Source organism: Micromonospora sp. CPCC 205554 (assembly GCF_036902745.1).
Taxonomy (GTDB): Bacteria; Actinomycetota; Actinomycetes; order Mycobacteriales; family Micromonosporaceae; genus Micromonospora; species Micromonospora tulbaghiae.
In genome coordinates, this window is the sequence record NZ_JBAKHP010000027.1 from 62,134 (window position 1) to 84,755 (window position 22,622).

General features: G+C 74.0%; 17 protein-coding genes and 1 pseudogene. 11 read left to right on the forward strand and 7 right to left on the reverse strand.

Translation table 11 applies throughout. From position 1 onward, the window contains the following. Positions 1–299 precede the first annotated feature (299 nt). From V6U82_RS25620 to V6U82_RS25630, 3 genes are all read right to left on the reverse strand, one after another. On the reverse strand, positions 300–1,064 hold the full coding sequence (locus V6U82_RS25620; RefSeq protein WP_334465263.1) for a hypothetical protein: 765 nt from the start codon (positions 1,062–1,064) through the stop codon (positions 300–302). 127 nt (positions 1,065–1,191) lie between these two features. Further along, a complete protein-coding gene (locus tag V6U82_RS25625; protein ID WP_334465266.1) occupies positions 1,192–1,536 on the reverse strand; it encodes a hypothetical protein in 345 nt (114 codons plus the stop codon). Positions 1,537–1,616: 80 nt separating this feature from the next. Then, positions 1,617–2,834 carry an acyltransferase family protein gene (locus tag V6U82_RS25630; RefSeq protein WP_334465269.1) on the reverse strand — a complete coding sequence of 406 codons (1,218 nt, stop codon included), beginning with the start codon at positions 2,832–2,834 and terminating at the stop codon, positions 1,617–1,619. 157 nt (positions 2,835–2,991) lie between these two features. On the opposite strand from V6U82_RS25630, the gene V6U82_RS25635 reads away from it, so the two are divergent. From V6U82_RS25635 to V6U82_RS25645, 3 genes are all read left to right on the forward strand, one after another. Continuing rightward, on the forward strand, positions 2,992–4,317 hold the full coding sequence (locus tag V6U82_RS25635; protein ID WP_128138546.1) for a polysaccharide pyruvyl transferase family protein: 1,326 nt from the start codon (positions 2,992–2,994) through the stop codon (positions 4,315–4,317). A gap of 40 nt (positions 4,318–4,357) precedes the next feature. Further along, positions 4,358–4,993 carry an alpha-ketoglutarate-dependent dioxygenase AlkB gene (locus V6U82_RS25640; RefSeq protein WP_334465272.1) on the forward strand — a complete coding sequence of 212 codons (636 nt, stop codon included), beginning with the start codon at positions 4,358–4,360 and terminating at the stop codon, positions 4,991–4,993. Between the two features lie 95 nt (positions 4,994–5,088). Continuing rightward, the gene (locus V6U82_RS25645) at positions 5,089–6,429 is read left to right on the forward strand and encodes a uracil-xanthine permease family protein (RefSeq protein WP_334465274.1); all 1,341 of its coding nucleotides are present in this window, start codon (positions 5,089–5,091) and stop codon (positions 6,427–6,429) included. A gap of 716 nt (positions 6,430–7,145) precedes the next feature. Here the strand turns inward: V6U82_RS25645 and V6U82_RS25650 are convergent. Both V6U82_RS25650 and V6U82_RS25655 read right to left on the reverse strand, forming a co-directional pair. Then, complete coding sequence (locus tag V6U82_RS25650) at positions 7,146–9,635, reverse strand: DNA gyrase/topoisomerase IV subunit A (RefSeq protein WP_334465277.1); 2,490 nt, start codon at positions 9,633–9,635, stop codon at positions 7,146–7,148. A 32-nt stretch (positions 9,636–9,667) separates the two neighbouring features. After that, on the reverse strand, positions 9,668–11,782 hold the full coding sequence (locus tag V6U82_RS25655; protein ID WP_181726664.1) for a DNA gyrase/topoisomerase IV subunit B: 2,115 nt from the start codon (positions 11,780–11,782) through the stop codon (positions 9,668–9,670). 289 nt (positions 11,783–12,071) lie between these two features. Here V6U82_RS25655 and V6U82_RS25660 point away from each other — a divergent pair, with 289 nt between their 5' ends. Next, positions 12,072–13,328, forward strand: coding sequence for a hypothetical protein (locus tag V6U82_RS25660; protein ID WP_334465284.1), 1,257 nt, complete (start codon positions 12,072–12,074; stop codon positions 13,326–13,328). 40 nt (positions 13,329–13,368) lie between these two features. Here V6U82_RS25660 and V6U82_RS25665 read toward each other — a convergent pair whose 3' ends face one another. Then, positions 13,369–14,001 carry a class I SAM-dependent methyltransferase gene (locus tag V6U82_RS25665; protein WP_334465287.1) on the reverse strand — a complete coding sequence of 211 codons (633 nt, stop codon included), beginning with the start codon at positions 13,999–14,001 and terminating at the stop codon, positions 13,369–13,371. Then, the gene (locus tag V6U82_RS25670; protein ID WP_128138941.1) at positions 14,001–14,438 is read right to left on the reverse strand and encodes an RrF2 family transcriptional regulator; all 438 of its coding nucleotides are present in this window, start codon (positions 14,436–14,438) and stop codon (positions 14,001–14,003) included. Before V6U82_RS25670 ends, V6U82_RS25665 begins: the two co-directional genes overlap by 1 nt. 155 nt (positions 14,439–14,593) lie before the next feature. Between V6U82_RS25670 and V6U82_RS25675 the strand changes: the two genes are divergently transcribed. The 7 genes and pseudogenes from V6U82_RS25675 to V6U82_RS25705 form a co-directional block, all read left to right on the forward strand. Continuing rightward, entirely contained in the window at positions 14,594–15,805 is a 1,212-nt protein-coding gene (locus V6U82_RS25675) for a globin domain-containing protein (RefSeq protein ID WP_334465290.1), read from the forward strand. 159 nt (positions 15,806–15,964) lie between these two features. Beyond that, positions 15,965–17,617, forward strand: coding sequence for a carbamoyltransferase family protein (locus V6U82_RS25680; RefSeq protein WP_334465292.1), 1,653 nt, complete (start codon positions 15,965–15,967; stop codon positions 17,615–17,617). Further along, positions 17,614–18,630 (forward strand): glycosyltransferase family 2 protein, encoded by a 1,017-nt coding sequence (locus V6U82_RS25685; RefSeq protein ID WP_334465293.1) that lies wholly within the window; start codon positions 17,614–17,616, stop codon positions 18,628–18,630. The genes V6U82_RS25680 and V6U82_RS25685 overlap by 4 nt, the downstream gene beginning before the upstream one ends. Continuing rightward, entirely contained in the window at positions 18,630–20,198 is a 1,569-nt protein-coding gene (locus tag V6U82_RS25690) for an HAD-IIIA family hydrolase (protein ID WP_334465295.1), read from the forward strand. The genes V6U82_RS25685 and V6U82_RS25690 overlap by 1 nt, the downstream gene beginning before the upstream one ends. 50 nt (positions 20,199–20,248) lie before the next feature. Next, positions 20,249–21,232 (forward strand): glycosyltransferase, encoded by a 984-nt coding sequence (locus V6U82_RS25695; RefSeq protein WP_334465297.1) that lies wholly within the window; start codon positions 20,249–20,251, stop codon positions 21,230–21,232. After that, positions 21,217–22,434 carry a glycosyltransferase gene (locus V6U82_RS25700; protein WP_334465300.1) on the forward strand — a complete coding sequence of 406 codons (1,218 nt, stop codon included), beginning with the start codon at positions 21,217–21,219 and terminating at the stop codon, positions 22,432–22,434. The genes V6U82_RS25695 and V6U82_RS25700 overlap by 16 nt, the downstream gene beginning before the upstream one ends. Beyond that, positions 22,434–22,622, forward strand: a pseudogene (locus tag V6U82_RS25705) (phosphoheptose isomerase); the annotation flags it as partial. The gene V6U82_RS25700 and the pseudogene V6U82_RS25705, both read left to right, overlap by 1 nt.

Below are 22,622 nucleotides of genomic sequence, written 5' to 3' on the forward strand. Positions count from 1 at the left end.
CGTCGGCGATCGATTACCGCATCGGACGCGCCGACACTACCGGTGGGTATGTCCCATGCCAAGCGCTCCCACCTGCGTAAACATGATCCGCGGTAACGGATTTCGGAACACCCGGTTACTGACTTCACTCAATGGGACAAGCAGTTTCGAGGGCGCCTGGCGGCGGAAAGCGGACAGACGGCGGGCACCGGCCCCGCAATCGCGCGGCTCGATGACCTGTTCTGCGCCCGACGCCCGTTTCGGCGGCCCGGGTGACCGGGCTCACCACATTCCGGGTAACGATTCGGTCGAGACGACGCTCAGCCGACCCGCGCCGGGCGCCACCGGGCGTTCCGGACCGCCGCGGGCACCGGCAGGGCGCTCGTCGTCGCGCTCCGGTACGCCGGGACGGGCCGCAGTGCCGCCGTGGCCGCGTACGCCTCGGCGGCGAGCGTCCGGGCGGCCTCGGCGGCCAGTTCCGCGTCCCGCCACGCCGCCCGCTCCCGCTCGGCGGCGCTCTCCCATCCGGCCCGGCGCCCGTCCCGGACGGTGCGGGCCAGCACGATCTCCTGCTCGGCCGGGTGCCGGCGCGGATCCCACCCGTTGCGGCGCGCCAGCACGTCGGCGAGCTGACGGGCGGTCAGGTCGCCCCGCCAGTGCGCCGTCATGGCGGCGTGGTGCAGCCAGCGCTCCCGGGCCGCGTACTCGGCCGGAGTCCGCGGGGTGTGCGGGGCGGGCAGCGCGGCGGCGCCGGCCAGGCGGCGGGCGGCGGCGTCCGCCTCGTCGTACGCGGTCCAGGCCCGGTCCGCCTCGTCCTGCGCGGCCAGCCACCGCTCCCGGCGGCGACGGGCCGTCTGGGCGGCCCCGGCGGCGGCCACCGCCACCTCCTCGGCGTACCGGATCAGGTCGTCGCGGCGGGCGGCGTCGGCGTCGGCCGGGTCGGGGGCGGCCTCCGGCGCGGGTTCGCGTTCGGGCCGGGCGACGAGCGCGGCGAGCAGGCCGAGGGCGAGCAGCAGCAGGAAGGACCAGATGGCGGCGGCCTCGGGCACGGAGGTGAGGAAGTGGTACAGAGCGGTCTGCGACATGGTCGGCACCTCACGGGAAGGACCTGGCGGGAGGGCCGCACGGCCGGCCGGGGCGGGCGGGCCACCGGGAGGCGGGTGCGGGAATGACGTTCGGTGGGTGCGGGAACGGGCGCGGCCCGTGGGCGGATCAGCGGGCGGGCGGGGCCCGTGGGCCGGCCGGCGCGGCGGCCCGTCCGGCCGGGACCGGCTCCGCGACGGCCGGGACCGTCGCCCGGCGAGCGGGCGCCGGGACACCGGCGGGCGAGGCCGGCCGCTCGGCCACGCGGTCGACCTCCGGCCGCGCGGCGGTCGAGGCGCCCGTGACCGGGTACGCCGAGGCGGCGACCGCCGGAGCCGGGGCGGCAGCGGCGACACCGGCCGGCAGCGTGGCGGCGCCGAACGAACAGGCGACGACCACGGCGAGACTGGCGAGCATCCGGGCGGTCCAGCGCGCCACCCACCACACGGGGCAGGTGAGCGCGATCGGAAGCACGGGTACAAATTACCGCCGATCCCCCACGAACGCACCGCCGTACGGCGTGTCGCGGACCGACCGGCCGACGTGTGCGCGTGTCAGTCCGGGCGACGCCGCCCGGCGTACTCCATGCCCTCGGCCCGACCGGCGACGGACGTCGCGCCGCCCTCGGCGGCCGGGGTGGCGGCGTCGTCGGCGGGCCCGCGCGGAGCCGGCACGGCCGGTGCGCGCGACGCCGCGCGGGCCCGGCGGGACGGGCCGAGCAGGCGCATCATCGGTGTCTCCACCCAGCGGTGCAGCGCGGCGGCCAGCGCGAGCGTGACCACCAGGAAGCCGAGCACCGCGACGGGGCCGCGCCAGCCGGGCAGTCCGGTCCCCCAGTGCCCGGTCAGCCGCAGCACGGTGACCATGACCAGCACGTGGACCAGGTAGAAGGCGAACGAGACCTCGCCGAGCCAGACCATCGCGCGGGACCGCCAGGGGGTGGGCCGGCCGCGCACGTCGGCGTCCGCCGCCGCGGCGATGACCAGCAGGTACGCGACCGCGAGCAGCGCCGCCCAGAACTCGGCCGGGATCCACAGCGCGGCGACCACCCAGGTGGTGACGAAGAGCCCGGTGGCGACGGCGAGGTTCGGCCCGCGCCAGCGGTGCCGGCGCATCAGCTCGGCGGCGGCCACCCCCATCCAGAACTCCAGCGACCGGGTCACCGGGAAGATCTGGGTGAACCACCACCGCTGCTCCTCCGGGACGAGCTGCTGGCCGGGCCACAGCGCCAGGATGAGCAGCGGCGCCGCGACCAGCACGGTCCGCAGCACGCCGGTACGGGCCCGGCGCAGCCACGGCACCACGAGCGGCAGGCACAGGTAGAAGGCCAGCTCGCAGGAGAGCGACCAGCTCACGTTGTTGACGCTGTAGAAGTAGCCGCCCAGCGGGATCCACGCCTGGACCAGGAAGAAGTTGCCGATCGCGGCCCACGGCACGACCGGGTCGGCGAACCAGGCCGCGATCGCCAGCGCCGCGACGAACGTCACCACGTGGTTCGGGTAGATCTTGGCGAGCCGGCGGTGCAGGAACGTCCAGGCGCGCTCCCCGTCCCGGTACGACCAGACCAGCACGAACCCGCTGAGGATGAAGAAGAACTCGACACCGGACAGGCCCAGGCTGAACGCCTTGTCCACCACGGTCTTCAGGTGCGGCTCGGCGACGATCCCCATGGTGCCGGCGTGGAAGGCGAAGACCAGCAGCGCGGCGACCCACCGCAATCCGGTCAGCGACGGCAGTCGCGGGGCACGGGTGACGGTGGGCGCGCTGGTCATTCCGGGCACCCTACCCCGGGCAACCGGGACGTTCCCGGCGAGCCGACGTCCGCTCGGCTCCGCAGCGGCGGCGGATAGGATTTCCGTTCCAGCACGCGCGGGCACCCCACCCGGCTCCCGCCCGCACGCCGTGCCGTACGGAAGGTGAGCGAACCGGATGCACCAGCGGATCCTGCTCCGCGCCCGCAAGGGCCCGTTCGACGTCCTCACGCCCGAGGAGACGTTCGCCGGCAACTGGATCGGGGACAACAGCGGCAACCTGGTCTTCAGCCACGCCGCGCACAAGCTGCTCGCCACCTCCACGGCCGAGATCACACCGACCCGCACCCCGGCCGACCCGCGCCTCGCCGACGAGATCAACGAGCGGCACGACGTCTTCGTCGTACCGCTCGCCAACGCGTTCCGCCGCAGCTTCGTGCACCGCCTGGCTCCGCTGACCCGGCTGATCGAGCGGCTGAAGATCCCGGTGGTGGTGCTGGGCGTCGGCGTGCAGACGAACGTCGACGGCGACCGCGAGTACCTGCGGCCGATCGACGAGCCGGTGCGCGCGTTCTGCAAGGCCGTGCTGGACCGGTCGCACAGCATCGGCGTACGCGGCGAGGTGACCGAGAGCTACCTCAACGCGCTGGGCTTCTCCGCCGTCGAGCAGATCGGCTGCCCGTCGATGTTCCTGCACGGCGACTCGTTCCGCCTGGAGAAGACCCGCCCGGAGCTGACCGCCGAGTCGAAGGTCGCGCTCACCATCTCCCCGTACGTCCGCTCGATGGCCTCGGTGGTCCGCCACCACCAGGAGCGCTACCCGAACCTCTGCTACGTGCCACAGGACCTGCGGACGCTCGGCACCCTGCTCTACGGCGACGCGCCCGAGCACCGCGGCCAGAGCAGCGACATCCCGCTGCACACCTCGCACCCGCTGTTCGCCGAGGACAAGGTGCGCATGTTCGTCGACCCGTGGACCTGGATGTCGCACCTGTCCGGGTACGACTTCGCGTTCGGCACCCGCATCCACGGCACCATCACCGCGCTCGTCGCCGGCACGCCCGGCTACCTGTTCGCGCACGACTCGCGCACCCTGGAACTGGCCCGCTACTTCGGCATCCCGCACCGGATCATGCGGGACGTGCCGGCCGACGTCGACGCCGCCGACCTCTACGCCGAGGCCGACTACACCGCGCTCAACGACGGCCACAAGGCCCGCTTCGAGACCATCACCGCGTTCCTGGCCAAGCACGACCTCGGCACCTCGTTCGCCGACGGCGACAGCGCCGCGCGCTTCGACCGGCGCGTGGCCGAGACGGTGTTCCCGCCGGCCGTCCGGCCCGCCGCCGCCACCACGCCGGCCGAACTGCTGACCCGCATCGAGCGGCTGCGCGACGAGAACGCCAAGCTCACCACCACCATCGACGCGCTGCGCTCGCAGCAGCTCCGGGAGCGGATCAAGCAGGCCGTCCCGGGCACGGTCCGCCGGATGCTGCGGCGCTGACCGTCGTACGCCTGTTCGAGAGCACGGTACGATCGGCCGCGTGTCCGACGCGTACCAGCCCTCGATGCTCGACCTGGCCGAGCAGGGCCCGACCCTGGGCCCGCTCGCCGGGGCGCTGCGCCGGCACGAGCTGAGCCGGGGCGCCTGGGTCGACCACCTGCCCGGCTGGGTGCGCGGCTCCGACGAGGTGCTCGACACGCTGCGTCACGAGGTGCCCTGGCGGGCCGAGCGCCGCACCATGTACGACACCGAGGTCGACGTGCCGCGGCTGCTCTGCTGGTACGCCGCCGGCCGCCCGCTGCCGCATCCGGTGCTCACCGCGGCCCGGGAGGCGCTCACCCGGCACTACGCGCCCGAGCTGGGCGAGCCGTTCGTCACCGCCGGCATGTGCCTCTACCGCGACGGGCGCGACAGCGTGGCCTGGCACGGCGACACCCTGGGCCGCTCCGCGCACACCGACACCATGGTGGCGATCGTCTCGTTCGGTTCCCCGCGCGCGCTGCTGCTGCGCCCTCGCGGCGGGGGCGGCGGCAGCCTGCGCTTCCCGCTCGGCCACGGCGACCTCGTGGTCATGGGCGGCTCCTGCCAGCGCACCTGGGAGCACGCCGTGCCGAAGACCACCCGCCCGGTCGGCCCCCGGGTCAGCGTCCAGTTCCGTCCCACCGGCGTCGCCTGAGCCCGGGGCGGGCCCACGTCCGGCCAGGGCGCGTGCTAGAAACAACTCCCAGGGTCGATCACGCCCCCGTCACCCGATGACGCGAAGGGCGACCGATGACCCAGTCCCCCACCTCCTCTCGCTGGTCCCCGTGGGCCCTGCACGGCGACGGCCGCCACGTACGCCCCGGCGACGTGGTCCAGCCCGACGAACGGCTCTCCTGGCCGCGCACCGTCGGCGTGGGCGTGCAGCACGTGGTAGCCATGTTCGGCGCCACCTTCACCGTCCCGCTCATCACCGGGTTCCCGCCCGCCACGACGCTGTTCTTCTCCGGGCTCGGCACGCTGCTGTTCCTGCTGATCACCGGTAACCGGCTGCCCTCGTACCTCGGGTCGTCGTTCGCGTTCATCGCGCCGGTGCTGGCCGCGAAGACCGACGGCGGCATCGGCGCGGCCCTCGGCGGCATCGTCGTCGCGGGCGTGGCGCTGGCGATCGTCGGCGTGGTGGTGCAGGTGGCCGGCTCCCGCTGGATCGACGCGCTGATGCCGCCGGTGGTCACCGGCGCGATCGTCATGCTGATCGGCCTCAACCTCGCGCCGGTGGCCTGGGACGGCGACGGCTCCGGCACCGGCGTGAAGGCACAGCCGCTGATCGCCGTGGTCACGCTCGTCGCGATCCTGCTCACCACTGTGCTGTTCCGCGGCTTCGTGGCGCGGCTGTCGATCCTCGTCGGCGTGGTGGTCGGCTGGGTGCTCGCCGCGCTGACCGGCAACCTCGACCAGCAGGCGGTCAGCGGCCTGCGCCAGGCGGCCTGGGTGGGGTTCCCCGAGTTCCACACGCCGAGCTTCGACGCGCGCGCCGTCGTGCTGGTCATCCCGGTGATCCTGGTGCTGATCGCGGAGAACGCGGGGCACGTCAAGGCGGTCGCCGCGATGACCGGCCGCAACCTCGACCGCGACATGGGCCGGGCGCTGCTCGGCGACGGCGTCGCCACGGTGCTGGCCGGTTCCGGCGGCGGTTCCGGCACCACCACGTACGCGGAGAACATCGGCGTAATGGCGGCGACCCGCGTCTACTCCACCGCCGCGTACTGGATCGCCGGCGGCACGGCGATCCTGCTGGGGCTCTGCCCGAAGTTCGGCGCGCTGATCCTGACCGTCCCGGCCGGCGTGCTCGGTGGCGCCACCACCGCGTTGTACGGCCTGATCGCCATCCTGGGCGCCCGGATCTGGATCGAGAGCCGGGTCGACTTCCACGACCCGATCAACCTGTTCACCGCCGCGGTGGCAGTGATCATCGGCGCCGCCAACTACACGCTGACCGCCGGCGACCTGTCGTTCAACGGCATCGCCCTGGGCACGGCGGCCGCCCTCGCGATCTACCACGGCATGCGCCTGATCGCCCGCCTGCGCGGCACCACCCCCGAGTCCCGCCAGTCCCCCGAACCCGAACTCTGACCCACCCCACCGCCTGCCCCGCCCGGCCTCGCCCCGCCCCGCCTCACCCGGCCCCCGCCCACCCCCGCCCCGTTGATCATGAAGTTAGCGGCACAAATTGCCCGATTCACGCCCGCCAACTTCATGGTCAACAGGCGGCGGGGGCGCGATCAGGTCACCCCGAGGACCCGACCACGTCGATCATGAGGTTAGCGGCATTTGGTGTCCGTTTTGTCGCCGCTAACCTCATGATCGACCGTGCAGAGTGGGGCGAGTGCCAAGCACCCGGAACTCGCCAGCCGCCCAGGACGCCCAGTCCGCCAGGAGCGCCGCTGCGGTGATCAAGGAGTTTGTGGGCGACGGAAGGCGCGAGAAGGCCGCTAACTCCTTGATCAACACGCGATGGAAGTGCGAACCGCACCCCCGCGCCGCCGAACAGCCGTCAACCCCGACATACGCCATGGTCCGCCGCACCACCAGCTGCGGTGATCAAGGAGTTTGTGGTCGGCGCGGGGCGCGACAAGGCCGCCAACTCCTTGATCAACCGGATTGGGCGGGGCCGGGAGGGGCGCAGCCGCAAGGGCGTGGCGGGGCAGGGAGGGCGGGTTGAGTGGCCGGAGGGCTGGGGCGGCCAGGACCAGGGCGCCGGGCGGGGTGCGGGCGAGGGCGGGGGCGGGGGACGAGCGGGAGTGACTGAACGGTTGGGGGCGGGTGGCCGCGCCGCCGCCCCCAACCTGTCAGTCGCGGTCGATGTGGTGGCCTACGACGGTGGGGCCGAGCATCACGGCGAAACCGGAGCCGTCTCGGCGCGGGTCAGCCGGAGGCAGCTCCACCGGGTCGCCGGTGGCCGTCGCGCCGACCGGCCGCGGACCGATCCAGGCCACCGACAGCTCCACCTCACCCTTGAGGAACCGCTGCGCGCGTACGCCGCCGGTCGCCCTTCCCTTCGCCGGGTACGCCTTGAACGGCGTCACCTTCACGGTGGCTCCGGTCGAGGTGACCACCATCGGCTCACCGTGTTTCGCGTCGTCGGCGCGGATCGCGCCGAAGAAGACCGCCCGGGCGTCGCCTGGCAGGTTGATGCCGGCCATGCCGCCGCCCTTGAGCCCCTGCGGGCGTACCACCGATGCGGCGAAGCGCAGCAGCGACGCCTCCGAGGAGACGAAGGCCAGCGTCTCGGCGCCGTCGGTCAGCCAGGTCGCGCCGATCACCTCGTCGCCGTCGCGCAGCGAGATCACTTCGAACTCGTCGGAGCGGACCGGCCAGTCCGGGGCGCACACCTTCACCACGCCGGCCCGGGTGCCGAGCGCCAGCCCGGGCGAGCCCTGCGCGGACGGACCCAGCGGGGCGAGCCCGACCACCGTCTCGCCCGGCTCCAGCGGCACCAGTTCCGCCGCCGACATGCCACCGCGCAGCGACACCGTGCCGGACTGCTCCGGCAGCACCGGCAACGGCAACACGTCGATCTTGAACGCGCGTCCGGCGCTGGTCACCAGCAGCACCCGGCCGCGGGCGGTGGAGTGCACGAGCGCGCGTACCGCGTCGTGCTTGACCCGGCCGCTGCGCCGGCGCGCCTCGGCGGCCTCCTCCGACTCGGCCGCGGTCCGCGCCACCAGCCCGGTGGCGGAGAGGATCACCTGGCACGGGTCGTCGGCGACCTCCAGCGGACCGGCGGGCACCGAAGCGGCGAGCACCTCCTTGAGGTCGCCGTCGACGAGCGTGGTGCGCCGCGGCGCGCCGAACTGCTTGACCACGGCGGCCAGTTCGTCGGAGACCACCTTCCGCAGCACCTTGGGGTCGTCCAGGATCTTCGACAGCTCGGCGATCTCGCCGCGCAGCTTCTCCTGCTCGGCCTCCAGCTCCAGTCGGTCGTACTTGGTCAGTCGGCGCAGCGGAGTGTCCAGGATGTAGCTCGCCTGGATCTCGGAGAGCTTGAACTTCTGCATCAGGCCGTCCTTGGCGGCCTGCGCGTCCTCACTGGCCCGGATCAGCTTGACCACCCGGTCGATGTCGAGCAGGGCGATCAGCAGGCCGTCGACCAGGTGCAGGCGCTCCTCCCGCTTGCGCTTGCGGTACGCGCTGCGCCGGGTCACCACCTCGTAGCGGTGCGCCAGGAACACGTCGAGCAGTTCCTTGAGCCCGAGCGTGCGGGGCTGGCCGTCGACGAGCACCAGGTTGTTCACGCCGAAGGACTGCTCCAGCGGGGTGAGCCGGTAGAGGTCGGCCAGCAGCGCCTGCGGGTTCACGCCGACCTTGCACTCCACCACCAGGCGGGTGCCGTTCTCCCGGTCGGTGAGGTCCTTGACGTCGGCGATGCCGGTGAGCCGCTTGGTCTTGTTCACCTCGTTGGTGATGGCCGCGATGACCTTCTCGGCGCCGACGCCGTACGGCAGCTCGGTGACGGTGATGGCCTGCCGCCCGCGGCTGCCCTCCAGCGGGCCGATCTCCACCCGGCCGCGCATGCGCACCACGCCGCGCCCGGTCTCGTACGCGCGGCGCACCTCGTCCAGGCCGAGCAGCAGCCCGCCGGTGGGCAGGTCGGGGCCGGGGACGAACTCCATGAGCTTGTCGAGTGTGGCGTCCGGGTGGTTGATCAGCCAGCGGGCGGCCTGGACGACCTCGCCGAGGTTGTGCGGGATCATGTTCGTCGCCATGCCGACGGCGATGCCGGACGCGCCGTTGACGAGCAGGTTCGGGAACGCCGCCGGCAGCACGGTGGGCTGGGTCAGCGAGCCGTCGTAGTTCGGCTCGACGTCGACCGTGTCCTCACCCAGCTCGCCGGTGAGCAGCATCGCCTCCCGCGACATCCGGGCCTCGGTGTATCGCGCCGCGGCCGGGCCGTCGTCCGGGCTGCCGAAGTTGCCGTGCCCGTCGATGAGCGGAACGTTGAGCGAGAAGTCCTGCGCCAGCCGCACCATCGCGTCGTAGATGGCGGTGTCGCCGTGCGGATGGTACTTGCCCATTGCGTCGCCGACGATCCGGGCGCTCTTGACGTGGGCCCGGTCCGGGCGGTGGCCCTGCTCGTGCATGGACCAGAGGATGCGCCGGTGCACCGGCTTGAGCCCGTCGCGCGCGTCGGGCAGGGCGCGGGAGTGGATGACCGAGAACGCGTACTCCAGGTAGGAGTCCGAGACCTCGGTGACCAACGGGTTGTCGAAGACGCGGGCGCCGGCCTGGTCGAAGGCGGCCAGGTCCGCCTTCGCGCGGTCGTCCTTGCGGCGTGCCATGGTGCGGTTTCCTTCCGAGACGAACCCGTTGGTCAGGCGTCGATGGCGTCGCGGTCGACCCGGTCGGCGGAGTCGATCAGCCAGTTGCGGCGGGGTTCGACCTTCTCCCCCATGAGCAGTTCGAGGATCCGCTCGGCGGCCTCGACGTCGTCGAGCGTGATCCGGCGGACCGCCCGGGTGGCCGGGTTCATGGTGGTCTCCCACAATTCGTCGGCGTCCATCTCACCGAGGCCCTTGAAGCGCGGGATCGGCGTGACGATCTGCTTGCCGGCCTTCTCCAGCTTGCGGACGGTCGCCTCCATCTCCGCCTGGGTGTAGGTGTAGACGGTCTGCGGGTTGCGCCCCTTCGTGGTGATCTTGTGCAGGGGCGGCATCGCCGCGTAGAGCCGCCCGGCCTCGATCAGCGGCCGCATGTAGCGGGCGAACAGCGTGATCAGCAGGGTACGGATGTGCGCGCCGTCGACGTCCGCGTCGGCCATGATGAGCACCCGGCCGTACCGCAGGGCGGACAGGTCGAACGTACGGCCCGAGCCGGCGCCGAGCACCTGCACGATGGCCGCGCACTCGGCGTTGTCCAGCACCTGCTGGAGGTTGGCCTTCTGCACGTTGAGGATCTTGCCGCGGATCGGCAGCAGCGCCTGGTATTCCGAGGAACGGGCCATGCGGCTCGTGCCCAGTGCGCTGTCACCCTCCACGATGAACAGCTCGCTGCGCTCGACACCGGTGGCGCGGCAGTCGACCAGCTTGGCCGGCATGGCCGCGCCCTCCAGCGCGGTCTTGCGGCGAGCGGCGTCCTTCTGCTGCTTCTGGGTCAGCCGTACGCGGGCCGCGTCGACGATCTTCTGCAGCACCGTACGGGCCTCGGCCTTGGTCCGGCGGTCGTCCAGCCAGCTCTTGAGGTGCGCCTCGACCAGGCCCTGGAGCACCTTGGTGATGCCGGCGGTGGACAGTTCGTCCTTGGTCTGAGAGGTGAACTGCGGCTCGGGGATGCGCACGTGCACCACCGCGGTCATGCCCTCCAGGACGTCGTCCAGGGTGGGCGCGTCCTCCTTGGGCTTGAGCAGGCCGCGGGCGTTGCGGGCGGCCTCGGCGAGGGTACGGGCCAGCGCCCGCTCGAAGCCCTTGCGGTGGGTGCCGCCGTGGGCGTTGCGGATGGTGTTGGTGAAGCACTCGACGGTGCGCTCGTAGCCGGTGCCCCAGCGGAACGCCACCTCGACCTCGGCCCGTCGCTGCACGTTGGACTGCATGACGCCGTTGGCGTCGGCGGCGTTCTCCCGGTAGGTGCCCTCGCCGGTGACCAGCAACGTGCCGGAGACCGGCCGGTCGCCGGCCGGGGCGAGGAACTCCACCATGTCGGTGAGGCCGTCGGGGAAGTGGAAGCTCTCCTCGGCTGCCTGCTCGCCGGTCTCGTCGCGCAGCCGGTAGGCCACGCCGGGGACGAGGAACGCGGTGTTGCGCAGCTTGAGCCGGACCGCCTCGGTGTCGAGCGCGGCGCCGGTCTCGAAGTAGCGCGGATCGTGCCACCAGCGGATCGAGGTGCCGGTGCGCTGGCCGCGCTTCATCGCGCCGACGATCTGGAGACCGGGGCCCGGGGTGAACGGCGCGTCCGGGCCGTCGCCGTCGAAGACGCCCGGCACGCCGTGGCGGAACGACATGGCGTGGACCTTGCCGCCGCGCCGGACGGTGACGTCGAAGCGGCGGGACAGCGCGTTGACCGCCGACGCGCCGACGCCGTGCAGGCCGCCGGAGGTCTTGTAGCCGGAGCCGCCGAACTTGCCGCCCGCGTGCAGGCGGGTCAGCACCAGCTCGACGCCGGAGATGCCGGACTTGGCGTGCACGTCGGTGGGGATGCCCCGGCCGTCGTCGTCGACCTGGACGGAGCCGTCGGCGTGCAGGATCACGTCGACTCTGGTGGCGTGACCGGCGACACCCTCGTCGGTCGAGTTGTCGAGGATCTCGTTGACGAGGTGACCCACGCCACGGCTGTCGGTCGAGCCGATGTACATGCCCGGGCGCTTGCGGACGGCGTCGAGGCCCTCCAGATGCGTCAGGTCGTCGGCCCCGTAGAGGGTGTCAGGCTGTGCGGTCAACTGGTCGTACTCCCAGGTCTCGGCGGTGTGGTGCCGTTCACCGTGTGATCCCCCCACGATGATCGCCGGGCGCGGCGCGCCGGAGCGAGCCTAGCCGGGCGCCCCGACAGGTCGGCGGCACCGGGGCGGTGCGTTGCGCGATCGGCCTGCCGGACGGGTCCGGGCCGCGGCCGAGTACGGCGGCCCGGCGGGACGGGCGGGGGTCCAGGCGGCACAACGACCCGGGCGCCGAATGTCTTCCCCGGTGCGGGGCCACGGATGTCGAACCATTGACGTCCGTCACACGCGCGTGATCTGATCGCCCCCCTGAAGAATCTTTCACATTTCGATGTCTGGGAGGTCGGGCATGTCCGTGTTCCGTCGTTCCGTGCTCGCGGCGGCGCTCGCGCTCGCCACGGTCGCGTTACCCGCCGCCGCGGCACCCGCCCGGCCGGCCGCCGCCGCGCTGCCCACCGCCGCGGTGGCGCTGGGCGACAGCTTCATCAGCGGTGAGGGCGCCGGGGCGTACGCGCCGGTGGTGGACGTCAACGGGGTGGCCCAGGGCTTCCCCGGCTGGTCCGCCGCCAACGCCAACGCCTACTTCTGCCACCGCTCGCCGAACGCCTCGCTGTTCCAGGCGACCCTGCCGGGCATCTCCGCCCGGTTCAACCTGGCCTGCTCGGGCGGCCAGCCGTACGACATCGCGAACGCCTCCTCGACGCGGGCCAAGGGCCGGCAGGTGGCCGCCCAGCTCGACCAGCTCCGGACGGTGGCCCGGACCCACGACATCGACCTGGTGCTCGTCGGCCTCGGCTCGAACAACAGCTCGTTCACCTTCGGCAGCGTGGCGGAGAAGTGCGCCAACCGGTTCATCGCCGACGCGTGGACCGGCTGGTGGGAGTTCTGGGCGTACCTGGGCGGGCCGGTGGAGCAGAAGCCGTGCACCGACGCCGACCTGGGCACGGCCGCGCAGTTCACCGCCGCCACCGCGGAGACCACCACGGCGCTGCGGCAGCTGCTGGCCACGCTGGACGAGATCGACGCCGACGGCCAGCACCGGGTGGTGTTCCAGGACTACACCAACCCGCTGCCGTTCGAGCTGGACCAGAGCTACTGGACCGAGGACAGCCGCGACGACACCCGGGACAAGTTCCGCGCGCTGGGTGCCGAGCGGTACGCGGCCGGCTGCCCGATCCACCGGGCCAGCCTGGCGCCCGGCCACCGCTTCTCGCAGGGGCTCGGCACGCTCGTCAGCTCGGTACGCGGCACGCTGGCCGCCGAGTTCCCGCAGGACGACCTGGTCTACCTGAACGTGCAGCGCGCGTTCGACGGCGCCCGGCTCTGCGAGTCGACCGGCAGCCCGGGCAACGCCCTGGCCACGCCGATCCGGCTGATGGACGGCCCGACCGGCACGTTCGTCACCAGCCTCTCCGGGTACGACAAGCTCGACATCCAGCGGATCGCCAACGCCTGTGGCACGTACTTCCAGACCTGCCAGGAGTCGTGGCACCCGAACGCCGCCGGGCACAAGGTGCTCGGCCGGTGCCTGGCCGGGGCGGCGGCCACCGGCGCCCGTACCGTCTCCTGCGTCCGCGCCCCGGACGGCACGGTGAGTGTGAGCTGAGCTCGCCAGGACCGGGCCGGACATCCGGCCCGGTCCGGCGTCAGGCCCGGATCGCGGTGCCGAGTACGTGCGGCGAGGCCGGGGCCGGCAGCCCGGTGGGCGGGAAGCGGAAGCGGTCCAGCTCGGTCACCTGGAAACCGGCGGCCCGGATCGCGGCCATCGTGTCCCGGGCGGTGTGGCAGCCGGCACAGAACAGCGGCCAGAGCGTGGCGTCGGCGATGCGCTGGGCCCGGCGCAGGCCGGAGGTCTCGGCCACCACGTGTTCGTAGAAGCGCAGTTCGCCGCCGGGCCGCAGCACCCGGCGCGCCTCGCGCAGCGCGACCGCCTGGTCCGGCACCGAGCAGAGCACGAGCGACAGCACCACCGCGTCGGCGGCGCCGTCGGCGACCGGCAGCGCCTCGGCGAGACCGGCGGCGACGCTCACCGGGACCGGGGCGCCGGGCGCGGCGGCGCGGGCCAGGGCACGCAGGCGTGGTTCCGGCTCGACGGCGACCACCCGGGTCACCCCCGGCGGGTAGTGCGCGAGGTTGCGCCCGTTGCCGGCGCCGACCTCGACCACCCGGCCGCGCAGCCCGGCGACCAGGCGGCGGCGGTGCTCGGCCACCCCGGCCTGGTCCATGGTGACGCTGACGCGGGCGAAGAGCCGGGAGAAGATCGGGTGGGAGACGGCCATCAGCGACCGGCCGGTGGTGCGCCGAGGCTGAGCAGGAGCGGGCCGGCGGATCCGTCGACCAGGTCGCCGAGGCGTACCCCGTCGAGCACGGCGAGGAAGGCGGCCTGCGCGCGGCGCAGCTCACCGCGCAGCCGGCACTCGGCGACCAGTGGGCAGGCCGGCTGCGCACAGTCGACCACCTCACCGTCGCCCTCGAAGGCGCGGACGACCTGGCCGACTGTGAGATCGCCGGCGTGTTCGGCGAAGGCCACGCCGCCGGAGCGGCCCCGGATGGTCACCAGGACGCCGATGCGTTGCAGCCGCTGCACCACCTTGGCGACGTGGCTGCGGGGCAGCGCGAGCCGGGTGGCGAGTTCGTCGACTGTGGCCCGGACCGGGGACGCGGCGGTCAGCATGGCGATCCGCAGCGCCATGTCGGTCGACCGGTTGAGCCTCACGCACCGACCCTAGCCACTCGGCGCCGTCCAGGACACCGGCAGATCCACCGTGACCCATGCCACCCCGGCACCGGGACCTTCGGCCCTAAAAGAGGAATCAGAGATTCCTGTTTCGTGGAGATCGACCTGTTCGAGCCCCGGAAGGAGATTCGGTCGTGCTCTCGGAATCCTCAGCGGCGGTCGTGACCGCCACCCTGCCCGTCGTGCGGGCGCACGGCGAGGCCATCACCGGCCGCTTCTACCAGCGGATGTTCGACGCCCACCCGGACCTGCTGGACCTGTTCAACCGGGGCAACCAGGCCACCGGTGCGCAGAAGGCCGCGCTCGCCTCGGCGGTGGTCGCGTACGCCGCACACCTGACCGGCGACACCGGTATGCCGTGGGGGCCGGTCCTGGACCGGATCGCGCACAAGCACGCCTCGCTCGGCATCACCGCCACCCAGTACCCGATCGTCGGGCGGCACCTGCTCGCCGCGGTCGGCGAGGTGCTCGGCGACGCGGTCACCCCGGAGGTGGCCGCCGCCTGGGACGAGGTCTACTGGCTGCTGGCCTGCGAGCTGATCGCCCGCGAGGCGCGGCTCTACGCCGGCGCCGACGTGGCCGAGGGCGACCCGGTGTGGCGGGACTGGCGGGTGACCGGCCGCACCAGGGAGAGCGCCGACGTCGTCTCGCTCACCCTCGCGCCGGCCGGCGGCGGCGCCGCGCCGGACTTCACCCCCGGCCGGTACGTCTCGGTCGCCGTCGACCTGGACGGCGGCCGGGGGCAGCAGATCCGCCAGTACAGCCTCTCCGGCCGTCCCGGCGCCGACACGTGGCGGATCACCGTGAAGCGGGTACGCGGCGAGGGCGGCGCGCCCGACGGCATGGTCTCCGGTCACCTGCACGAGCGGGTGGCGGTCGGCGACACGCTGCGACTCAGCCCGGCGTTCGGTGAGGTCGACGCCACCGGTGGCGACGGGCCGCTGCTGCTGGTCAGCGCCGGCATCGGGCTCACCCCGGCGATGGCGGCGCTGGCCCACGTGGCCGACCGCGATCCCGGACGCCGGGTGACGCTGGCGCACGCCGACCGGGACGCCGAGGCGCACGCGCTGCGCGCGGAACTCCCCGCGCTCCAGCAGCGGCTGCCGAACCTGGCCGTCCAGCTCTGGTATCTCGACGCCGCCGGGGCCGACCTGCCCGGCCTGAAGGCGGAGGTGTCCGCCGGGCTGATCGACCCGGACCGCCTCCCGCTGCCCACCGGCGTGGCCGTGCACCTGTGCGGTCCGGTCGCGTTCATGAACCTGGTCCGGGCCAACCTGCTGCGCCGGGGCGTGCCGGCCGAGCGGATCGCCTACGAGGTGTTCGGTCCCGGGATGCTGCCGGGCTGACGCCCGCCGCGAAACAGGACTTCCGCGGACCCTTTTTGGTACCGGGACACGCGTCGATGCCCTGGCCAGGGCCGGGAGCCTCCACAGCGGAGGAGGCGGGCTCGCGGAGAAGTCGACGATCTCTGGTTAGGGGCGGAACCCGAGGGTACGGGTCCACCCATGCGCGTCCTTGGCATCAACGCGATCTTCCACGACCCGGCCGCCGCCCTGGTGGTCGACGGCCGGGTGGTGGCCGCCGCCGAAGAGGAACGGTTCAGCCGCCGCAAGCACGGCAAGCGACCCGTGCCGTTCTCCGCGTGGGAACTGCCCGAGTTGTCCGCCGCGTGGTGCCTGGCCAGTGCGGGCATCGACGTCGACCGGCTCGACGCGGTCGCGTACTCCTTCGACCCCGGCCTGTGCCGCGACGCGGCCGAGCTGGGGCTGGCCGACCCGTGGGACGGGCTGCGGGTGGACTACGCGCGGCGCGCCCCGCAGTTCCTCGCCGCCGCGCTGCCCGGCCTCGACCCGGAGAAGGTGCGGTTCGTCCCGCACCACGTGGCGCACGCCGCGTCCGCCGGACTGGCCGCGCCGCCCGCCGGCGACGACACCGCGGTGCTGGTGCTCGACGGCCGCGGCGAGGTGGCCAGCCACCTGGCCGGCGTCTACCGGGACGGGCGGCTGTCGCCGCTGCGCTCGCAGGAACTCCCCCACTCGCTCGGCCTGCTCTACGAGGACCTGACCCGGCACCTGGGATTCCTGCACTCCAGCGACGAGTACAAGGTGATGGCACTGGCCTCGTACGGCACGCCGAAGCACCTGGACGCGCTGCGCGAGCTGGTCCGGGTCACCGACGACGGCGGTTTCCGGGTCGAGCGGATCGACTGGGCGGGCCTGGCCAAGCGCGTCGAGCCGGGCGCGGAGCTGGGCGAGGCGCACGCCGACCTGGCCGCCAGCGTGCAGCGGCGGCTGGAGGAGGTCGTGCTCGACCTGGCCCGCTGGCTGTACGACGCCTCCGGCGGCGCCCGCACGCTCGCCATGGCCGGCGGGGTGGCGCTGAACTGTGTGGCGAACGCGCGGATCGCCGCCGAGGGCCCGTACCGCGACGTGTGGGTGCAGCCGGCCGCCGGCGACGCGGGCACGGCGCTCGGCGCGGCCCTGCACGTCGCCGCCGAACTCGGCGACCGGACCGCCCCGATGACCGGGGTGGACCTGGGCCGGGGCTGGTCCGACGAGGAGCTGGAGGCGGAACTGCGCCGGGCGGCGCTGCCGTACACCCGGCCCGAGTCGATCGCCGCCGAGGCGGCGGGGGTGCTCGCCGGCAACGGCATCGTCGCCTGGTACCAGGGGCGCAGCGAGTACGGCCCGCGCGCGCTCGGCCACCGGTCGCTGCTCGCCCACCCCGGCGACCGGGACACCACCCGCCGGATGAACGACGTGAAGGGCCGGGAGCAGTTCCGCCCGATCGCCCCGATGGTGCGCGCGGAACGCTTCCCGGACGTGTTCGAGGGCGTGTTCCCGAGCCCGTACATGCTGTTCGTGCACCGGGTGAAGCCGCAGTGGCGGGACCGCATCCCGGCGGTCACCCACGTGGACGGCACGGCCCGGGTGCAGACCGTGCACGCGGAGACCGAACCGTTGGTGGCCGGGATGCTGGCCGAGTTCGAGCGGCGCACCGGCCTGCCGGTGGTGGTGAACACGTCCCTGAACACGGCCGGGCGGCCCATGGTGGACACGCCGCGCGAGGCGATGGAGCTGTTCGGCTCCGCACCCGTGGATCTGCTCGCGCTCGGCCCGTTCGCGGTGCGCCGCCGGGCGTTCGGCGGTGACCGGTGATCAGCCTGGTCGTGCCCACGCTGGGCCGCCCCAGCCTGGCCGCGCTGCTGGACACGCTCGCCGCCCAACTGGGTGAGAAGAGACGCGACGAGACGAGCGACGTCGAGCTGCTGCTGGTCGACGACCGGGGCGGGGACGCCGGGGAACTGGCCGTGCCGGGGGCGCTGACCGCGTACACGAAGGTGCTGACCGGGCGCGGCGCGGGCCCGGCGGCCGCCCGCAACCTGGGCTGGCGCGCGGCCCGGGGTGAATGGGTGGTCTTCCTCGACGACGACGTGGTCCCGGCGCCGGACTGGGCGGCGCGGCTGCGCGCCGACCTGGCCGTGGCGGGCCGGGTCGGCGGCGTGCAGGGCGTGGTGGAGGTGCCGCTGCCGGCGCACCGGCGCCCCACCGACTGGGAACGCGGCACCGCCGGGCTGGCCGACGGGCGGTGGATCACCGCGGACATGGCGTACCGGCGGGCCGCGCTCGCCGCCGTCGGCGGGTTCGACGAGCGGTTCCCGCGCGCCTACCGGGAGGACGCCGAGCTGGCCCACCGGGTCCGCCGCGCCGGGTGGGAGCTGGTGCGCGGCACACGGCGGGTGACCCACCCGGTGCGGCCGGAGAGCCGCTGGGTCAGCCTGCGCACGCAGCGCGGCAACGCCGACGACGCGCTGCTGCGCCGCCGCTACGGCCGCCACTGGCGCACCGACCTCGACCTGCCGCCGGGGCGGCGGCCACGGCACACCGCGATCACCGCCGCCGGCGCGGTGGCGCTGGCGGCCGTCGCGGCACGCGCCGCCGTCCGGCACCCGGCGCGACGGGCGCTCGGCGTGGCCGGCGGCCTGGCCGCGCTCGGGTGGGCGGCCGGGACCGCCGAGTTCGCCCGCGCCCGGATCGCACCCGGTCCGCGCACCCCGGACGAGGTCGCCACCATGCTCGTCACCAGCGCGCTCATCCCGCCGCTGGCCACGGTCCACTGGGTACGCGGCTGGTGGCGCGCCCGCGCCGTCCCGGCCGGGGACGGCCGCTGATGTCCACCCCCGAGAGGCCGCGCGGGCTGTACGACGCGGTGCTGCTGGACCGCGACGGCACGCTGGTGGAGGACGTGCCGTACAACGGCGACCCGGAGAAGGTACGGCCGGTGCCCGGCGCCCGGGAGGCGCTGGACCGGTTGCGGGCCGCCGGGTTGCGGCTGGCGGTGGTGACGAACCAGTCCGGCCTGGCCCGGGGCCTGTTCACCGAGCCCCAGATGCGTGCCGTGCACGCCCGGATCGAGGAGTTGCTGGGCCCGTTCGACCACTGGGCGATCTGCCCGCACGACGACGGCGACCGCTGCGCCTGCCGCAAGCCGGCACCCGGCCTGGTGCACGAGGCGGCGCGTGCGCTCGGCACCACCCCGTCCCGGTGTGTGCTCGTCGGCGACATCGGCCGGGACATGACCGCCGCGCTCGCCGCCAGCGCGACGGGTGTGCTGGTGCCCACCCCGGTCACCCGGCCCGAGGAGGTGGCCGCCGCGCCGGCAGTCGCGACCGACCTGCCCGCCGCCGTGGGCGAGATCCTGCGCCGGACGCGGGCGGTCCGGGCGGTGACGCCCCGGAGGACCGGCACGGTGCTCGTGGTCCGCAGCGACTCGGCAGGTGACGTACTGGTGACCGGGCCGGGCATCCGGGCGGTCGCGGCCGGAGCGCAGCGCGTGGTGCTGCTGTGCGGGCCACGCGGCCGGGCCGCCGCCGAACTGCTCCCCGGCGTGGACGAGATCATCGAGTGGCGGCTGCCCTGGATCGACGGCTCCCCCGCGCCGGTGGACCCGGACGACATGCGCGCGCTGACCGACCGGCTCGCGGAGGTACGCGCCGACGAGGCGGTCGTGTTCACCTCCTTCCACCAGTCCGCCCTGCCCCTGGCCCTGCTGCTGCGCCTGGCCGGGGTGCCCCGGATCAGCGCCGTCAGCGACGACTACCCCGGCAGCCTGCTCGACGTGCGCCACCGCGTCCCGGCCGGCGTACCCGAACCCGAACGCGCCCTGTCCCTCGCCGCCGCCGCCGGTTTCGCGCTGCCCGACCACGACGAACCGGCCCTGCGCGTGCGGACCGGGCCGGACCCGGAGCCGCCCGGCGGCGCGTACGTCGTGGTGCACCCCGGCGCGTCGGTACCCGCCCGGGCCTGCCCGCCGGACCGCTGGACGCGGATCGTGGCCGCGCTGGCAGCCGACGGCCGGCGGGTGCTGGTCACCGGCGGGCCGGACGAGCGGGAGCTGACCGCCCAGGTGGCCGCCGCCGGAGGGGTGGACCTGGGCGGCACGACGGACCTGGCCGGGCTCGCCCGGCTGCTCACCGGCGCCCGGTGTTTGGTGGTCGGCAACACCGGCCCGGCTCACCTGGCCGCCGCGCTCGGCGTGCCGGTGGTGAGCCTGTTCGCCCCGACGGTGCCGTTCGGACAGTGGGGGCCGTACCGGGTGCCGACGGTGCGGCTCGGCGACGCGGGCGCGCCCTGCCGGGACAGCCGCGCCACCGTGTGCCCGGTCCCCGGGCACCCGTGCCTGAGCGGCGTCGACCCGGGCGAGGTGGTGGCCGCCGTCCGCACGCTGGCACCCGGCTGACCCGGCCGCCCCGACGTCGAGCACCGCAACCGTCGCCCCCGAGGAGAGAGATGAACGTACTGCTGTGGCACGTGCACGGCTCCTGGACGACGTCCTTCGTGCACGGCAGGCACCGCTACCTGGTGCCGGTCACCCCGGACCGGGGCCCGTACGGACTGGGCCGCGCCCGCACCTACCCGTGGCCGGACAACGCCGTCGAGATCACCCCCGAAGACCTGCGCCACGAGCACATCGACGTGGTCATCCTGCAACGCCCCGAGGAGACCAACCTCGCTGCCGAATGGCTCGGCCGCCGGCCCGGCCGCGACGTGCCCGCGATCTACGTCGAACACAACACCCCGAAAGGCGACGTCCCGAACACCCGCCACCCGATGGCCGACCGCGACGACCTGCTCCTCACCCACGTCACCGCGTTCAACGAACTGTTCTGGGACAACGGCACCACCAGGACCACAGTCGTCGACCACGGCGTCGTACCACCCGCCGTCGAATGGACCGGCGAACTCGACCGCCTCGCCGTCGTCACCAACGAACCGGTACGCCGCTGGCGCGTCACCGGCACCGACCTCATGCCGCGCTTCGCGGCGGTCGCCCCGCTCGACGTGTACGGGATGGGCGTGGCCGGGCTGCCGGACGCGCTCACCGCGGCGGGCTTCCCGGGCCTGCCGGTCACCGGGCACGAGGACCTGCCGCAGCACGCCATGCACGCCGAACTCGCCAGACGGCGCGCGTACCTGCACCTGTGCCGCTGGACCTCACTCGGCCTCAGCCTCATCGAGGCCATGACCATGGGCATGCCCGTGGTGGCACTGGCCACCACGGAAGCGGTGGACGCCGTCCCACCGGACGCCGGGGTGCTGTCCACCCGCGTCGACACGCTCGTGGAGGCGGCGCACTGGCTGACCGAGGACGCCGACGCCGCGTACCGGCTCGGCGCACGGGCACGCGAGGTGGCGAAGGAACGGTTCGGTCTGGACCGCTTCCTCGCCGACTGGGACCGGATCCTGGAGGAGGAGACATGCGCATCGCGATGATTTCCGAGCACGCCAGCCCACTCGCCGCCCTCGGCGAGGAGGACGCAGGCGGCCAGAACACGCACGTGGCGGAACTCGCGTCCGCGCTCACCGGCGCGGGCCACGACGTCCGCGTCTACACCCGCCGCGACTCCCCCACGCTGCCGGAGACGGTCGACGCGCCGGACGGCTACCAGGTGTGCCACGTGCCGGCCGGTCCCGCCCGGCGGGTGCCGAAGGACGACCTGCTGCCGTACATGGGGGAATTCGGCAGCTGGCTCGCCGACACCTGGCGGCGCGGCGGCTGGACCCCGGACGTGGCGCACGCGCACTTCTGGATGAGTGGACTGGCCATTGTGCACGCGAGCCGTCGCACCGGCGTGCCGACAGTGCTGACGTACCACGCGCTCGGCACCGTCAAGCGCCGCCACCAGGGCGCCCGGGACACCAGTCCACCAGGGCGCGCCGGCTACGAGCGGGCGCTCGGCCGGGCCGTGGACCGGGTCGTCGTGCAGTGCTCGGACGAGGTCGGCGAACTGGTCCGGATGGGCGTACCCCGGTCCCGGATGGCCCTCGTGCCGTCCGGCGTCAACGAGTCGGTGTTCCGCCCGGACGGCCCGGTCGCACCCCGCGACCCGGCCCGCCCGCGCATCCTCACCGTCGGGCGCATGGTCGAACGCAAGGGCTTCCTGGACGTGGTCCGGGCGCTGCCGGCGGTGCCGGACGCGGAGTGCGTCGTGGTCGGCGGACCGCCCGCGCACCTGCTGCCCGCCGACACGTTCGCCCGCCGGCTGTCCGCGCTCGCCGACTCGTGCGGCGTGGCCGACCGGGTACGGCTGCTCGGCGGCGTGCCGCGAGAGGAGATGGGCGCCTGGTACCGGTCGGCGGACGTGCTCGTGGCCGCACCCTGGTACGAGCCGTTCGGGCTCACCCCGCTGGAGGCGATGGCCTGCGGCGTACCGGTCATCGGCACGAACGTGGGCGGCATCGCCGACAGCGTGGTGGACGGGCTCACCGGCGACCTGGTGCCGCCGCGCGACCCCCGCGCGCTCGGCGCCGCGCTGCGCCGGCTGCTCGGCGACAACGTGCGCCGGTTCGCGTACGCCACCGCCGCGCTCGACCGCATCCGCAGCCGGTACTCCTGGAAGCGGTGCGCCGAGCAGCTCGGCGCGGTCTACGGCGCGCTGACCGGCGCGGCCCGGCCCACACCGGCGGTGGCGTGATGACACACCCCGACCCGCTCGAAACGCACCTGACCGGGCTGGCCGCGGCCCTGCTGCCGTACCGGCGGGAGGCGCAGCGGCTGGCCGCCTGGGGCACGGAACTGGCGTGGACGCTGGCCCGGGGCGGGCGGTTGCTGGTGGCCGGCAACGGCGGCAGCGCCGCCGAGGCCCAGCACCTCACCGCCGAA

What these genes read in the sequence shown, in the direction of transcription:
- V6U82_RS25620 (WP_334465263.1), bottom strand. Translation starts at nt 1,064, where the DNA reads ATGTCGCAGACCGCTCTGTACCACTTCCTCACCTCCGTGCCCGAGGCC.
- V6U82_RS25630 (WP_334465269.1), bottom strand. Translation starts at nt 2,834, where the DNA reads ATGACCAGCGCGCCCACCGTCACCCGTGCCCCGCGACTGCCGTCGCTG.
- V6U82_RS25635 (WP_128138546.1), top strand. Translation starts at nt 2,992, where the DNA reads ATGCACCAGCGGATCCTGCTCCGCGCCCGCAAGGGCCCGTTCGACGTC.
- V6U82_RS25645 (WP_334465274.1), top strand. Translation starts at nt 5,089, where the DNA reads ATGACCCAGTCCCCCACCTCCTCTCGCTGGTCCCCGTGGGCCCTGCAC.
- V6U82_RS25650 (WP_334465277.1), bottom strand. Translation starts at nt 9,635, where the DNA reads ATGGCACGCCGCAAGGACGACCGCGCGAAGGCGGACCTGGCCGCCTTC.
- V6U82_RS25660 (WP_334465284.1), top strand. Translation starts at nt 12,072, where the DNA reads ATGTCCGTGTTCCGTCGTTCCGTGCTCGCGGCGGCGCTCGCGCTCGCC.
- V6U82_RS25665 (WP_334465287.1), bottom strand. Translation starts at nt 14,001, where the DNA reads ATGGCCGTCTCCCACCCGATCTTCTCCCGGCTCTTCGCCCGCGTCAGC.
- V6U82_RS25680 (WP_334465292.1), top strand. Translation starts at nt 15,965, where the DNA reads ATGCGCGTCCTTGGCATCAACGCGATCTTCCACGACCCGGCCGCCGCC.
- V6U82_RS25690 (WP_334465295.1), top strand. Translation starts at nt 18,630, where the DNA reads ATGTCCACCCCCGAGAGGCCGCGCGGGCTGTACGACGCGGTGCTGCTG.
- V6U82_RS25695 (WP_334465297.1), top strand. Translation starts at nt 20,249, where the DNA reads ATGAACGTACTGCTGTGGCACGTGCACGGCTCCTGGACGACGTCCTTC.
- V6U82_RS25700 (WP_334465300.1), top strand. Translation starts at nt 21,217, where the DNA reads ATGCGCATCGCGATGATTTCCGAGCACGCCAGCCCACTCGCCGCCCTC.